This window comes from Paenalcaligenes suwonensis, from assembly GCF_011290505.1.
GTDB lineage: Bacteria > Pseudomonadota > Gammaproteobacteria > Burkholderiales > Burkholderiaceae_B > Paenalcaligenes > Paenalcaligenes suwonensis.
Genome location: NZ_JAANPV010000002.1, coordinates 61,764 through 75,818, shown reverse-complemented (window position 1 = coordinate 75,818; position 14,055 = coordinate 61,764). Strand labels below are relative to the sequence as shown.

Below are 14,055 nucleotides of genomic sequence, written 5' to 3'. Positions count from 1 at the left end.
TTAAAATAGAGAGCTGGTGCGGTGTCAGACTGGCACCGTGTCAGGATTCTAACGATAAGGAATATAGTTTCCATGCCCATACATGAAATACGCCACCCTTTGATTCGCCATAAACTGGGCTTAATGCGCCGAGCGGATCTCAGCACCAAAAATTTCCGTGAAATGTCACAGGAGATTGCGGCGTTGCTGACGTACGAAGCGTGTAAAGATTTACCGCTGGAAGATACCGTAATCGAAGGTTGGTGTGGCCAGGTTAATGTAGAAAAACTGGCAGGCAAAAAAGTGACTGTGGTACCTATTTTGCGTGCAGGCATAGGGATGCTAGATGGTGTGTTAAGTCTAGTGCCCGGCGCTAAAGTATCTGTAGTGGGTATTGCGCGTAACGAGGAAACCCTAAAGGCTCAAACTTACCTAGAGCGTTTAGTGGGTGAGTTGGATCAGCGTTTGGCATTGATTATCGACCCTATGTTGGCTACAGGCGGTTCTATGGTTGCGACTATAGATATGCTGAAAAAAGCAGGCAGTAAGAATATTCGTGCTTTGGTGTTGGTTGCTGCACCAGAAGGTATTAAAGCCGTAGAAGAGGCGCACCCCGATGTGCACGTATACACAGCCTCTATTGATGAGCGCTTAGACGAGCACGGTTATATCGTGCCTGGTTTGGGTGATGCGGGTGACCGTATTTTCGGTACCCAACAGAAAATCGAATAAAGTTTGATCTGTATCTGTTTTTTACAAATCTTGTTAAAGCAGCGCTAAGGCTGGGTGTGAAAATCAGGTAAGCTAGAACGTAGACGTAGTGAGGTAGGCGCTATGAAAATAGGGCCTACTACATGTTCAATTTTTGCTTTTCAAGGAGCGAACTATGGTGACTAGAAAACGTGTACAAGCAGTGGAAGAGAACTTCATCGACGATGTGAAGAGCAGCTTGGACGAAGCAGAGAAACTGCTGCGTGAAGCCGCTTCGGCCTCCGGTGACAAAGCAACGGAATTGCGTGAGAGCGCATTACGTGCACTGCGCAACACACGTGAAGTCTTGCATGATACGCAGGAAGCCGTTGTGGAGCGCGGTCGTCAGGCTGTTAAGGCTACCGATCACTATGTACATGACAATCCTTGGCAAGCCATTGGCGTGGCTGCAGTAGTAGGTTTGTTGTTTGGCATGCTGGTAAGCCGTCGCTAATCTCCTCCGGTTGTTCACTACGGCTGCCTGTGTACAGGCGGCCGTTTTATTGCAAAGGGGTCACATGACATTACGACAATCTGTGGGTGACATAGGTTGCACCGTTCTGGCTATTTTCCGTACCCGTCTAGAACTCGCGGCAGTAGAAGCTGGTCAGCAGAAAGCCAGACTGGCAAAAATAATGGTGTTGCTGTTTGGTGCGCTGTTATTTAGCACCTTGGCATTGCTGGTGTTTACGCTGTTTATTGCGCTGCTGTTTTGGCCTACGGAATATCGCTACTGGGCAATTGCCAGTTTATTCGTGGTGTATGCCGTATTGGGCGTAAGCTTTGGCTTGATTGTGATGCGACGTTTGAATTCAGGCTCGTATCCGTTTGAAGCGACGGTAGAAGAAATCAAAAAAGATATACAAGTGATTGAAAACTTACGCCAGTCCAGTCGTGACGAGGCGAAGGGGGGCGATCGTGAGTAGACGTAATAAAGAGTTAGATGCGGAAATTCGTGTTGAGCTATTGCGTGCACGTGCAGCGATAGAGCGCGACGATTTACGCAAACATGTGCAGCAGTTCAACGAGAAAATCCAACCCTCTAGTATTGTGAGCTCGCTAGTTGGAGCAGGTCGCAGTAGCTTTTTAGGTGGTTGGGGAAATCTGCTGTTTTCAGCCTCTACACGTTATCCACTACTGCTATCGTTGGCTTCTTCGATGCTAGGTAGTGTGGGCGGCAAAAAACTGAAAACTGGCGCTGTAGCGCTGCTAGGCTGGAAGTTATTTCGTTTGTTTACTTCGCATTCGGCTAAAAAACGCCAACATGCAGATGACGCTAATGATCGCGTCATGGGGCCCTGAGCAGTATTGCTCAGGGCTTTTTTGTAGGGCTGATTACAGCTTCAAATCAGCCCACAAATCATCCACACGTTTTTTCACGTCGTCACTCATGGTGATAGACCTACCCCATTCACGGTTGGTTTCGCCAGGCCATTTGTTGGTGGCATCCATCCCCATTTTGCCGCCTAAGCCAGACACCGGTGACGCAAAGTCTAGGTAGTCGATGGGCGTGTTTTCCACCAACACCGTATCGCGCACAGGGTCCATACGTGTGGTCATGGCCCAAATCACTTCTTTCCAGTCGCGGGTGTTGATATCCTCATCTACTACAACGATGAATTTGGTGTACATAAATTGACGCAAAATACTCCACACCCCAAACATGACGCGTTTAGCATGGCCTGCGTATTGTTTCCGTATGGAAACTACGGCTAAGCGGTAGCTGCAGCCTTCGGGCGGTAGGTTGAAGTCTACGATCTCTGGCAACTGGCGTTTCAGCAGCGGTACAAACACTTCATTCAACGCCACGCCTAGTACCGCAGGTTCATCAGGTGGTTTGCCAGTGTAGGTGCTGTGATAGATGGGGTTACGGCGCATGGTGATGCGTTCTACGGTAAAGACGGGGAACCAGTCTTGCTCGTTGTAGTAACCGGTATGGTCACCGTAAGGGCCTTCCAGTGCTTGTTCGTACGCACTGTTATGCGGTGCAGGTGCGCCTTCGGGCACTACAGGTGGTAGTGCGTCGGGGTGGTCGGCCGGCAGAATATGGCCTTCCAATACGATCTCGGCGTAAGCGGGTACAGACAGGTCGCTGCCTATGGCTTTAGCGAGTTCGGTACGTGAGCCACGTAGCAGCCCAGCAAACTGGTATTCAGACAAGCTATCGGGAACCGGAGTAACCGCGCCCAGAATAGTGGCTGGATCGCAGCCCAGTGCTACAGCAATAGGAAAAGGCTTACCGGGGTTCGCCAGCGCATGGTCACGGAAATCCAGTGCGCCACCGCGGTGTGATAGCCACCGCATAATTAGCTTGTTGCGGCCTATTTGCTGTTGGCGGTAAATACCTAGGTTTTGGCGTTTTGCGTGTGGGCCTTTGGTGATTACCAAGCCCCATGTCAACAGCGGCGCAGCGTCTTCAGGCCAGCAGTGCTGTAGCGGAATATCGTTTAAGTCTACGTCGTCACCTTCCAGCACAATCTCTTGGCAGGCTGGGTTACGAATCATTTTTGGGGCCATGTCCCATAACGCGGACTTCAGCATCGACACTTTAGAGAAAGCATCGCGTAGCCCACGAGGGGCTTCTGGCTCACGTAGGGTGGCAAGTAGTTCGCCTACTTCGCGTAATGCGGATACCTCTTGGGCTCCCATACCCCACGCGACGCGCTTGGGTGTACCAAATAGGTTTGTGAGTACCGGCATTGTGGCTTTTTTGCCCTGATGCATGGCGTTCTCAAAAAGCAGGGCGGGGCCTTCTGCGTTCAGAACGCGGTCGCCGATTTCTGTCATTTCTAGGTGTGTAGACACCGGCGTTTGTATGCGTTTTAGCTCGCCATGTTGTTCAAGCTGGGCGATAAAATCTCGTAGGTCGCGGTATTTCACTGTAAAGAGATACTCCGGTTTTCTGGGGTAAAGGTTGTTAAGATTATACCTATAGGATTATGAAGGAGTCCGGGTATGAATCCAGACTGGGCACATCAAGGCCTCAGGTTAGTACGTTATCGCATTAGCGAGTTCGTACACATGTGTGCGATTTACTTAGGTATTGCCGTGTTGGTTACCGTTGCGGCGGGGCTGGTTGTGCCCTCTATACGGGAACAAGCTAGGCAGCTGTACTCTGTGATGGTAGATGCATTGCGGCCAGAAGTGTTGAATAACGATAATTTCGCTCAGTTTGCCTGGATGATTCCGGATGCCACGAGTGGTGCAGTGGCTGTAGAAGAGGGGGAAGAACCCCCGCCTCCTATAGAGGAAGAAGAAATTGAGTATTCAGCGTATCAAGGTTTTGTGGATACGTTGCAGCGTACGGTAGCTGGCACTAACGTAGGCGGTATTTCTAAAACACAGTTTCAGGCATTGCGCAGTTATATTGCGCGCAAATATAAAATTGCCCACAGCGTGTCAGGAGCCTTGGTACAAACTGCATTCACGGTGGGAGCCGAGAAGCGTATAGACCCGCAATTGATTCTGGCAGTGATTGCGATTGAGTCCAGCTATAATCCCTTTGCTGAAAGTCATGCGGGGGCGCAGGGCTTGATGCAAGTCATGACACGTGTACACCGTGACAAACTAGAAAACTACGTAGAGCGAGAGCTGGCGGTATTTAGCCCTGAGGCTAATATACGTGCTGGTACGCAGATTCTCTATGACTGTAGAAAGCGTAGAGGTTCGCTGACCGGAGCGCTAGCGTGCTATGTGGGGGCAACTGGCCCTAGCGACGGCGGCTATGGTGCCAGGGTGTTGGCCGAGCGCCGTCGTATGGCGTTGGCGTCAGGTATTCCCATACGTGATTAAGTGCATATAAAAAATGCCCCACTACCGTAGATCATAGTGGGGCATTTTTTTATGTTTGCTGACTTACGCCAAGAAACGGCGCATGCGCTCTACGGCTTCATGCAAGCGTTCTAAGGATGTGGAGTACGAAAAGCGTAATGAGTGATGGGCCATAGTAGGACCAAAGTCGCGCCCAGGTACAGCTGCTACGCCCGCTTCGTGCAGCAGGCGTTTAGAGAAGTCTTCGCTGTTATTACTGTGCGCTTTGATGTCGGCATAGATATAGAAGGCGCCATCAGGTTTGACAGGGACGTCCAAGCCAATCTGTGCAAAGGCAGACAGTAGGAAGTCGCGGCGGGCTTTAAAGGCCAACCTACGTTCTTCATAAATCGCCATGCTTTCATTGGTAAAACACGCTAGTGCAGCGTGCTGTGCTAAAGAGGGAGCGCAAATGGCTAAGCTCGCTGCCAGACGATCAATGGTAGGGATCAGTGCTGGGGGAACAATCATCCAGCCTAAGCGCCAGCCTGTCATGTGAAAGTACTTAGAGAAGCTGTTGATGATGATAATGTCATCATCCAACGTGAGAGCACTAAGAGGCTTGTCTTCGTAGTAAATACCCAGATAAATTTCATCCATGATGATAAAGCCATCACGTGCACGTACTTCGGTAATCAGTGCTTGCAGCGCTTCGCGGCTAATTGTGGCACCAGTAGGATTGCTGGGGGAGGCAATTAGCACCCCACGCGTGCGTTCGTTCCAGTGCTGGCGTACGTGTTCGGCATTTAATTGAAAGCGTTGCTCTGCCGTGGTGGGCACCAGAATGGTTTTACCGCCAGCCGCCGTGACAAAGTTTTGATTTGCTGGGTACGACGGATCAGGCATGAGTACTTCATCGCCTGGGTTAATCAGTGCCAGCGCGGCCAAGGTCAGTGCGCCCGAAGCACCCGCGGTGACTACAATACGATCAGGGGTGACGTTGGTCGCGCCAAAAAAGTGTTGGTAGTAATGGCTAATGGCGGCGCGTAAGGCTGGCTCGCCCAGTGGGGGTGTGTATTGGCTGCGTCCCGCTTCACTGGCTGCTTGTAGTGCGTGTACTACAGCGGCTGGCGCGGTGAAGTCTGGTTCACCTATGCCCAGGCTGATAATATCTTTGCCTTGGGCAATCAAGGCGTTGGCTTCTTTGAGCAGTTCTACCGCATGAAATGGAGTGATGTGTGCGGTTCGATGCGCTGGGCGAAACATAAAGCAGGGATCTCGGTATAAAGGGCCGCGTTATGGCGGTGGCTGAGTCAGGATTAACCCTTTAATCATAAGCATATGGCAGGAAAATACAATGCATTCTGAATCGCGTAGGGCTTTTCTGTCTGGTCGTAGGCAGGTTGAGCAGGTAAGTGCTTGGGATCAGTTTTGTTTGCAACTTAGCCAAAAAGCCGAGGGTGAGAAGAGCATCACGGGCGAAGAGCAGATGCTGTTTGTACCGGAAACCCCTGCTGATGTGCATCATGCTCGTCATCTGTGTGGGCAGCATCAGGTGGTGATGGGGTTGGCGGAAATACCGCATCGCCAGCAAGAAGATGTCTTGCCTACCTTATGGATAAATCCTAAAAAGCTGAAGCAGTTTCAGATTTTGCAGCCTGAAACGGGGCAATGGTTTGTGCAACCAGGGTGTTTATTGGGCGAGTTAAGCCAAGCGGGTTTACATGCTTTAGCGGCATGGCCTGCGGAATGGAGCATTGCTGCTTGGTTGTTAGATAGGCACTCACAAAGCTGGCGTACTGGCTATACGCATTTATCGGGTGTGGTCCATGCCTCGTTGTTGATGGATGATGGGTCGGTGTCTAGCTTGGGGGCGTTTGGACAGAACAATACTAAACCCTTAAATACCGCCCGCTTACGTCAGTTGGTGCCACAGCTGTTTCAATTGCAGACTAGCCCTGTGGGGCAAGCGTGTTTAGCGCAGCCCACATGGGAGGCGCGTTACCGCTTAGATGCCTTACAACCAGCGCAGGCTGATCGTGATTTGAATTTGGCACATCTGCTGTTGGGAAGTGGCGGCGACTTGGGGTGGTTGGAATGGGTGGTGTTGGATGCGCGTGTTTTAGCGGATGCTACGCTATATGAGCAGGCGCAGCTAGCTGCGGGGCGTGAAAAAAGCCTACAGGTTGCCGCCATGGATAGTGACATGGAAATGAAGCAATGCTTTGATCCTAAAGGATGTTTCACACACCCAGCACAAGAGTGGGATAGTATAAAAGCGTAGGGCCACACGTTTTGTTGCCCTGCAGCATGTGTTCCGTATGGGCTAGAGGATAGAATGGTCTTCTTTAGGGTTAGCCCTGTATTTAGTTGTTGAATTTCTAGAGTAAGTGGTTGAACGTTATGGATGAAAATCTTCGCAAGGCAGCGCTCGAGTATCACGAGCAAGGTCGCCCTGGCAAACTGTCAGTGACACCTACCAAGCAGTTATCCAACCAGCGTGATCTGGCGTTGGCGTACTCTCCAGGCGTTGCAGCCGCTTGTGAGGAAATTGTGGCTGATCCCCAAAATGCCTTCCGTTATACCGGGCGCGGTAATTTGGTGGGTGTTATCACCAACGGTACTGCTGTGCTGGGGCTGGGCAATATTGGTGCGTTGGCATCCAAGCCTGTGATGGAAGGTAAAGCGGTTCTGTTTAAGAACTTTGCCGGTATTGATGTGTTCGATATCGAGATCAACGAAACAGACCCAGAAAAACTGGTAGATATTATTGCTGGGTTGGAGCCTACTTTTGGTGGGATCAACCTAGAAGATATTAAAGCGCCTGAGTGCTTTATCGTAGAGAAAAAGCTGCGTGAGCGCATGAAGATTCCTGTTTTCCACGATGATCAGCACGGTACTGCTATCTGTGTAGCTGCCGCATTCCTGAACGGTTTGGCTGTGGTAGACAAAAAACTCGACAACGTAAAAGTAGTGGTTTCCGGTGCGGGCGCTGCGGCGTTGGCATGTTTGGAACTGCTGGTAGACTTGGGTTTGCCAAAGAAAAACATCTGGTTAACGGACATCGAAGGTGTGGTTTACAAAGGCCGTACCGTATTGATGGACGAAACCAAAGAGCGTTTTGTACAAGATACTGATGCACGTAAATTGGCCGATGTAGTAGACAACGCTGACGTGTTCTTGGGCTTGTCCGCCGGTGGTGTACTGAAGCAAGACATGCTGAAGCGTATGGCTGCTCGTCCACTGATCTTGGCATTGGCTAACCCTAACCCTGAAATTCTGCCTGAAGATGCACACGCAGTACGCGATGACGTAGTGATTGCAACAGGTCGTTCTGACTACCCTAACCAAGTCAACAACGTACTGTGCTTCCCGTACATCTTCCGTGGCGCATTGGATATTGGTGCCACTACCATTACACGAGGCATGGAAATTGCAGCTGTGCACGCGATTTGCCAATTGGCCCGTGAAGAGCAAGACGAAATTGTGGCAGCTGCCTACAACATCGAAAGTTTGGAATTTGGTCCTGAGTACCTCATTCCTAAGCCTTTTGATTCCCGTTTGATCGCACGTATTGCGCCTGCCGTTGCTAAAGCCGGTATGGAAGAAGGTGTGGCTACACGTCCTATCGAAGACTTCGACGCCTACGTGTACCAGTTGCAGCAGTTTGTGTACCGTTCTGGCGCGTTCATGAAACCGGTGTACGGCTCTGCGAAGAACATCGTGAAAAACGGTGGTAAATCACGCATTGTGTTTGCCGAAGGTGAAGATGAGCGTGTTCTGCGTGCTGTACAGGTGATCGTAGACGAGAAATTAGCAACGCCTATACTGATTGGTAGGCCTGCTGTGCTTGAGCAGCGTATAGAGCGTTATGGTTTGCGTATGCGCTTGGGTGTGGACGTAGATGTTACCAACCCAGAGCAAGATGATCGCTTTAACCGTTACTGGACAGCGTACTGGGAAATGCGTTGCCGCGATGGCGTGACCAAAGAAATGGCTCGTGTAGAAATGCGTAGGCGTTTCACTTTGATTGGTGCCATGATGCTGCACCTGGGCGAAGCGGATGGCATGATCTGCGGTACGGTAGGGAGCTACGCGAATCACCTGCGCTTTATTGATGAAGTCATTGGTAAACGCCCTGGTGCAAAAACATACAGCGCCATGAACATCTTGTTGCTGCGTGAGCGTACGGTTGCATTGGCGGATACCCATGTAAACGACAACCCTGATGCAGCCCAGATTGCTGAAATCACTATCGCAGCGGCTAATCGCATGCGTGAACTGAACATCGAGCCTAAAGCAGCTTTGTTGTCACGTTCTAACTTCGGTACAGGCAGCTCGTCTTCGGGTGGCAAAATGCGCGAAGCATTGAGCTTGATCCGTGAGCAAGCTCCTGCATTGCAAGTGGATGGTGAAATGCATGGTGATTGCGCGTTGGATGAAAGCTTGCGCAAACGCATCTTGCCGCAAACTACATTAGACGGCGCAGCGAATTTGCTGATTTGCCCTAACGTAGATGCCGGTAATATTGCTTACAACCTGTTGAAGACAGAAGCAGGTGGTAACGTGGCGGTGGGGCCATTCTTGCTAGGCGCTAATGCACCTATCAGCATCATGACCTCCAGTTCATCAGTGCGTAGAATTATTAATATGACCGCACTGACGGTGGTGGATGCAAACACCACACGCGACTAAGTTTCGCGACTGGCCTGCCTCTTAACAGAGCGCAGGCCATTTTTTAATGCGTATGCTATTGTAGGTATTTTGCAATATTAGAATTGAAGTGTTGAGTGAAAGAAACGGTTTCTTCGACCGCTTGCGCAGAGACTGCTAAATGGATTAAAAACCCATCGCTACGTCTACATATCGCCTAAGATAAAAACGTTACGGGTTGTGTCTGTGCAGGCTGCACGATTCTGACCGTAAACGGTAAGTTCTCAGTCATGACGAATGTACTGGCGATAGGCAAGTTTCTAATTTATTGTTCGGATTAGCCGTAAGTAAAGGGCTAATCGGTTCAGATTGAGCAGGTATTATGTATAGCCAGGAAGTCAACGTTTTTAGAAGGGCATCGCAATGAGTCAAAGCCTCAATTTGCAAGAGCTGTTGCAGCAGGGTGGCCTGATTAATGCAACCGATGCACAAAAAAGTAAAATTTTAGCCATGGCACAAGCGGCCGAAATCACAGTAGGTGAAGTAGATTGTGATCGTGCTCGTAGTTGTTCAGCTGTGCTGCGCGCTATTGTGAAAGCAGTGGATTACCCCGATTTTTTCGGTAGTGATCTGGATGCACTGTATGATTGTTTGTGCGATACCGTCTTGGATCAAAAAACAGGGCTGTATTTATGGTTTGATAAGTTACACACAGGTGACCCAGCGTTGGAAAGCCACGCACAGGCCATCTTGAGTGTGTGTAATGATGTGGCCGACTTTGTCAGTACCAAAGACAAAATGTTTGCCTACACGGTTATTCATGCAGGCAAGCACCCTGAGCCAGAGCCAGGTGTAGCGCCCACCCCTTACTCAGGTGGTGATGTAGAACCCGAATATCAGGATTGATGTCTACAGCCAGCCCAATCTGGCGCTGGCTGCTGAAACCAATGCTATAGCAGCAGTTTCGGTACGTAAAATACGAGCGCCGAAACGCATTGACAAGGCCCCAGCAGCTAATGCTTGGGCCTTTTCTTCTTCTGACCACCCGCCTTCAGGACCGATTAAAAACACCAGATGGGCGTCTGGCCACGTGGCGACATTGCTCAGAGCGCTGTCTAAATCGTGTTCGGCATCGGGGTCGCAGAAAATGACACGCGTGTGGGGCGTAGCAGGCAGGCTTTGCAGGAAGGCGGCCAACTGCTGTGGGGGCGATACGTGCATTACCTTATTACGACCACATTGTTCGCTGGCAGAGCGTGCCACTTTTTGCCAGTGTTGTATGCGCTTTTGCAGCCTGTCACCTTGCAGTTGTAGAACGCTGTAGCGTGCAGCAATAGGCGCTAAGGCGCTAACACCTACCTCGGTACACTTCTCGGCAATCCAATCCATTTTGTCGCCAGAGGCCAAGCCTTGGGCAATGGTGATACGTTGTGGAAGCTCTCGTTCCAGTGCCTGAAATTCCAGTATGTGTGCGAGCACACCTTTACCTTGATGTTGTAAAGATGCCAAAAATTGTCCGCCTTGGCCATTAAAAAGCCAGACCGTAGATTGATCTTTGAGGCGCAAAACACGGAGCATATAGTGGGCCAGCTCGGTGCTAAGTTCAACGGTAGTGCCTGTTTGCAGGTCTATTTCACAAAAAAAACGTGGCAGATTCATATGCTTGGCTAAGTTTGAAGTGTCGTGCTTGTTACAGCATAACCGAGCTCTGGAGTGCTTGGGTGGCGGTGCTGCGGGCTTTGCGGTGGTAAAATGAATGGCTTTACTAACTACCTGTAGATGATAGGGCGGGACATCGTGTCATTTGCCCTGCAAGAGTTTCCAATGGACTTATCCTCTTCTTCCGTATCGCCCATGGCGAATGCCATTCGTGCACTGGCGATGGATGCCGTGCAACAAGCTAAATCGGGTCACCCTGGTGCGCCTATGGGGATGGCAGAAATTGCCGAAGTGCTGTGGACACGCCACCTCAAACATAATCCAGCTGATCCTGCATGGTTTGATCGTGACCGTTTCGTGTTGTCTAACGGCCATGGCTCGATGCTGATTTATGCATTGCTGCACTTGACTGGCTACGATCTGCCTATGGAAGAATTGCGTAATTTCCGTCAGTTGCACTCGCGTACAGCGGGTCACCCGGAAGTTGGCGAAACAGCCGGTGTGGAAACCACCACAGGTCCGTTGGGACAAGGTATTTCTAACGCTGTGGGTATGGCGCTGGCAGAAGCCTTGTTGGCTAAAGAATTTAACCGCCCAGGCCACAATGTTGTGGATCACAATACCTATGCGTTTGTGGGCGACGGCTGCTTGATGGAAGGTATTTCCCACGAAGCATGTTCGTTGGCGGGCACACTGAAACTGTCCAAACTGATTGTGTTCTACGACGACAATGGCATTTCCATTGACGGGAAAGTAGAGTCTTGGTTTGGCGATAACACACCAGAGCGCTTCCGCAGTTACGGTTGGAACGTGGTAGAAAACGTAGACGGCCACAGCGTAGAGGCACTGGAAAAAGCAGTACAACAAGCTAAAGCCTTTGTGAAAGAGGGTAACGGCCCAACCATCATTTGCTGTAAGACAGTGATTGGTAAAGGTTCCCCTAAGTTAGCTGGCTCTGAGAAATCTCACGGTGCGCCTTTTGGTGCCGAAGAAATTGCTGCTACACGTGCAGCCATTGGTTGGCCTCATGCAGCCTTTGAAATTCCCGCCGATGTATACGAATACTGGGATGGCCGTAGCAAAGGTGCTGCAGCGCAAGCCGAGTGGGAACAGCGCTTTGCAGCTTACCAAGCTGAATATCCTGAATTGGCTACAGAGTTGGCCCGTCGTTTGCGTAGCGAATTGCCCGCTAACTTCGACGAGTTGGCACAAGAGTTGCTGAATAAAACCCAAGCTGCTGCACAAACAGTAGCAACACGCAAAGCGTCCCAGTTGGCTATTGAAGGCTTGGTAGATGGTTTGCCTGAAATGTTGGGCGGTTCAGCTGACTTGACTGGCTCTAACCTGACTAACTGGCCTGGCGTTGTTGCTGTACGTGCAACAGACGATGGTGTGCAGTTTGGTCGTCACATCAACTACGGTGTGCGTGAGTTCGGTATGGCTGCCGTGATGAACGGTATGGCCTTGCACGGTGGTTACTTGCCATTTGGCGGTACCTTCCTGACGTTCTCTGACTATTCTCGTAACGCCATTCGCATGGCTGCACTGATGAAGCAGCGCGTAGTACACGTGTTTACCCACGACTCTATTGGTTTGGGTGAAGACGGCCCTACACACCAATCTATTGAGCACGCTTCCAGCCTGCGTTTGATTCCTAACCTGCATGTATGGCGTCCTTGCGACACCACTGAAACAGCAGTGGCATGGATTGAGTCCGTACGTCGCCCCGCTAGCGTTGGTCTGAATGTAAAAGACGGTGGCCCAAGTGCATTGCTGTTGTCGCGTCAAAACCTGCCATTCATTGAACGTGATAGCAAAACTGTTGCGGCGATTGCGCGTGGTGGTTATGTATTGCGTGACGCTGATAATGCACGTGCCATCATTATGGCAACAGGCTCCGAAGTAGAGCTGGCATTAGCTGCTCAAGCGGAATTGGCGAACAAAGGTATTGCTGTGCGCGTGGTATCCATGCCTTGCACCAATATTTTTGATGCCCAAGACAAAGCATGGCGCGACGAGGTGTTGCCTGCTGGTTTGCCACGTGTGGCAATCGAGGCTGGCTCCACAGGCTTGTGGCACAAATATGTAGGCCTAGATGGTGCCGTTCTAGGTATAGACAGCTACGGTGCGTCTGCGCCGGCTGATGTACTGTTCGAGCACTTTGGGCTGACCGCTGCGAAGCTGGTCGCTGCTGTAGAAAAGATTTTGTAAATTAGGAGATCCAAGATGACGATTCGCGTCGCTATCAATGGTTATGGTCGTATTGGACGCATGACACTGCGCGCTCATTACGAGTACGGTAAAAAACACGGTATTGAGATCGTGGCGATCAATGCTCCTGGCCAAGACGAAGTGGCTAGACACCTGACTCGCTTCGATACAGTACATGGCCGTTTCAACGCCGATGTAGAGTTGGAAGGTAAAGAGTACTTGATCATCAATGGTGATCGTATTCGTTTGTTGTCTGAGCGTGATCCTACTAAATTGCCTTGGGGCGAATTGAATGTAGACGTGGTCATGGACTGCACAGGCCGCTTTACCACCAAAGAAGCTGCTAGCGCACACTTGCAAGCTGGTGCTAAGAAAGTGTTGATTTCTGCACCAGGCGGCAAAGATGTAGACGCAACGATTGTGTACGGTGTGAACCACAACGTACTGAAAGCAACTGACACGGTGGTGTCTAACGCTTCTTGTACAACTAACTGCTTGGCACCATTGGCACAGCCTTTGAACCAAGAGTTGGGGATTGTGAATGGTTTGATGACCACTATTCACGCCTTCACTAACGACCAAGTGCTGATCGACGTTGCTCACAAAGACTTGCGTCGTGCACGTGCAGCAACCATGAGCATGATCCCAACCAAAACTGGTGCAGCGGCAGCAGTAGGTTTGGTGTTGCCTGAGTTGAACGGCAAGTTGGATGGCTACGCTGTACGCGTACCTACCATCAACGTGTCTATGGTAGACCTGACATTTGTAGCAGCTCGTCCTACTAGCGTAGAAGAAGTAAACAGCATTCTGAAAAAAGCCTCTCAAGGCGCATTGAAAGGTGTGCTGGATTACAGCGACGAACCTCTGGTGTCCATGGATTACAACCACAGTACAGCGTCTAGCACTGTGGATTCCATGTTGACCAAAGTATCCGGTGGCAACTTGGTTAAAGTGGCTGCATGGTACGACAACGAATGGGCTTTCTCCGTGCGTATGCTGGATACGGCTCATGCGATGATGACCGCAAAATAAATACAGCGGCTCAAAAAGGCG

Annotated in this window: 13 protein-coding genes; 10 read left to right on the top strand and 3 right to left on the bottom strand. The window is 50.5% G+C overall.

The window, feature by feature from the left end; translation table 11 throughout:
- Positions 1-72: 72 nt before the first annotated feature.
- The 4 genes from upp to GY634_RS03530 all read left to right on the top strand — a co-directional run bounded on the left by upp (position 73) and on the right by GY634_RS03530 (position 2,031).
- Positions 73-711: a uracil phosphoribosyltransferase gene (upp, locus tag GY634_RS03545; RefSeq protein WP_166407217.1), complete on the top strand. Its 639-nt coding sequence runs from the start codon at positions 73-75 to the stop codon at positions 709-711.
- Positions 712-865: 154 nt separating this feature from the next.
- Positions 866-1,183, top strand: coding sequence for an ElaB/YgaM/YqjD family protein (locus GY634_RS03540; RefSeq protein ID WP_135861684.1), 318 nt, complete (start codon positions 866-868; stop codon positions 1,181-1,183).
- Between the two features lie 64 nt (positions 1,184-1,247).
- Positions 1,248-1,655: a phage holin family protein gene (locus GY634_RS03535; RefSeq protein WP_166407216.1), complete on the top strand. Its 408-nt coding sequence runs from the start codon at positions 1,248-1,250 to the stop codon at positions 1,653-1,655.
- A complete protein-coding gene (locus tag GY634_RS03530) occupies positions 1,648-2,031 on the top strand; it encodes a hypothetical protein (RefSeq protein ID WP_166407215.1) in 384 nt (127 codons plus the stop codon). The genes GY634_RS03535 and GY634_RS03530 overlap by 8 nt, the downstream gene beginning before the upstream one ends.
- A gap of 33 nt (positions 2,032-2,064) precedes the next feature.
- On the opposite strand, the gene ubiD is transcribed toward GY634_RS03530, so the two are convergent.
- Positions 2,065-3,609 carry a 4-hydroxy-3-polyprenylbenzoate decarboxylase gene (gene ubiD / locus GY634_RS03525; RefSeq protein WP_166407214.1) on the bottom strand — a complete coding sequence of 515 codons (1,545 nt, stop codon included), beginning with the start codon at positions 3,607-3,609 and terminating at the stop codon, positions 2,065-2,067.
- 75 nt (positions 3,610-3,684) lie between these two features.
- On the opposite strand from ubiD, the gene GY634_RS03520 reads away from it, so the two are divergent.
- Positions 3,685-4,521, top strand: coding sequence for a lytic transglycosylase domain-containing protein (locus GY634_RS03520; protein ID WP_166407213.1), 837 nt, complete (start codon positions 3,685-3,687; stop codon positions 4,519-4,521).
- A gap of 63 nt (positions 4,522-4,584) precedes the next feature.
- On the opposite strand, the gene GY634_RS03515 is transcribed toward GY634_RS03520, so the two are convergent.
- Positions 4,585-5,745, bottom strand: coding sequence for a pyridoxal phosphate-dependent aminotransferase (locus GY634_RS03515; protein ID WP_166407212.1), 1,161 nt, complete (start codon positions 5,743-5,745; stop codon positions 4,585-4,587).
- A 91-nt stretch (positions 5,746-5,836) separates the two neighbouring features.
- Between GY634_RS03515 and GY634_RS03510 the strand changes: the two genes are divergently transcribed.
- From GY634_RS03510 to GY634_RS03500, 3 genes are all read left to right on the top strand, one after another.
- Positions 5,837-6,763: a hypothetical protein gene (locus GY634_RS03510; RefSeq protein ID WP_166407211.1), complete on the top strand. Its 927-nt coding sequence runs from the start codon at positions 5,837-5,839 to the stop codon at positions 6,761-6,763.
- Positions 6,764-6,882: 119 nt separating this feature from the next.
- A complete protein-coding gene (locus tag GY634_RS03505; protein WP_166407210.1) occupies positions 6,883-9,174 on the top strand; it encodes an NADP-dependent malic enzyme in 2,292 nt (763 codons plus the stop codon).
- 381 nt (positions 9,175-9,555) lie between these two features.
- Entirely contained in the window at positions 9,556-10,038 is a 483-nt protein-coding gene (locus tag GY634_RS03500) for a barstar family protein (protein ID WP_166407209.1), read from the top strand.
- Between the two features lie 3 nt (positions 10,039-10,041).
- Here the strand turns inward: GY634_RS03500 and GY634_RS03495 are convergent, their stop codons facing one another.
- Complete coding sequence (locus tag GY634_RS03495) at positions 10,042-10,791, bottom strand: 16S rRNA (uracil(1498)-N(3))-methyltransferase (protein ID WP_166407208.1); 750 nt, start codon at positions 10,789-10,791, stop codon at positions 10,042-10,044.
- A gap of 165 nt (positions 10,792-10,956) precedes the next feature.
- Here GY634_RS03495 and tkt point away from each other — a divergent pair, with 165 nt between their 5' ends.
- Positions 10,957-13,002 carry a transketolase gene (tkt, locus tag GY634_RS03490; RefSeq protein ID WP_166407207.1) on the top strand — a complete coding sequence of 682 codons (2,046 nt, stop codon included), beginning with the start codon at positions 10,957-10,959 and terminating at the stop codon, positions 13,000-13,002.
- 15 nt (positions 13,003-13,017) lie between these two features.
- A complete protein-coding gene (gene gap / locus GY634_RS03485) occupies positions 13,018-14,034 on the top strand; it encodes a type I glyceraldehyde-3-phosphate dehydrogenase (protein ID WP_166407206.1) in 1,017 nt (338 codons plus the stop codon).
- Positions 14,035-14,055: the final 21 nt, after the last annotated feature.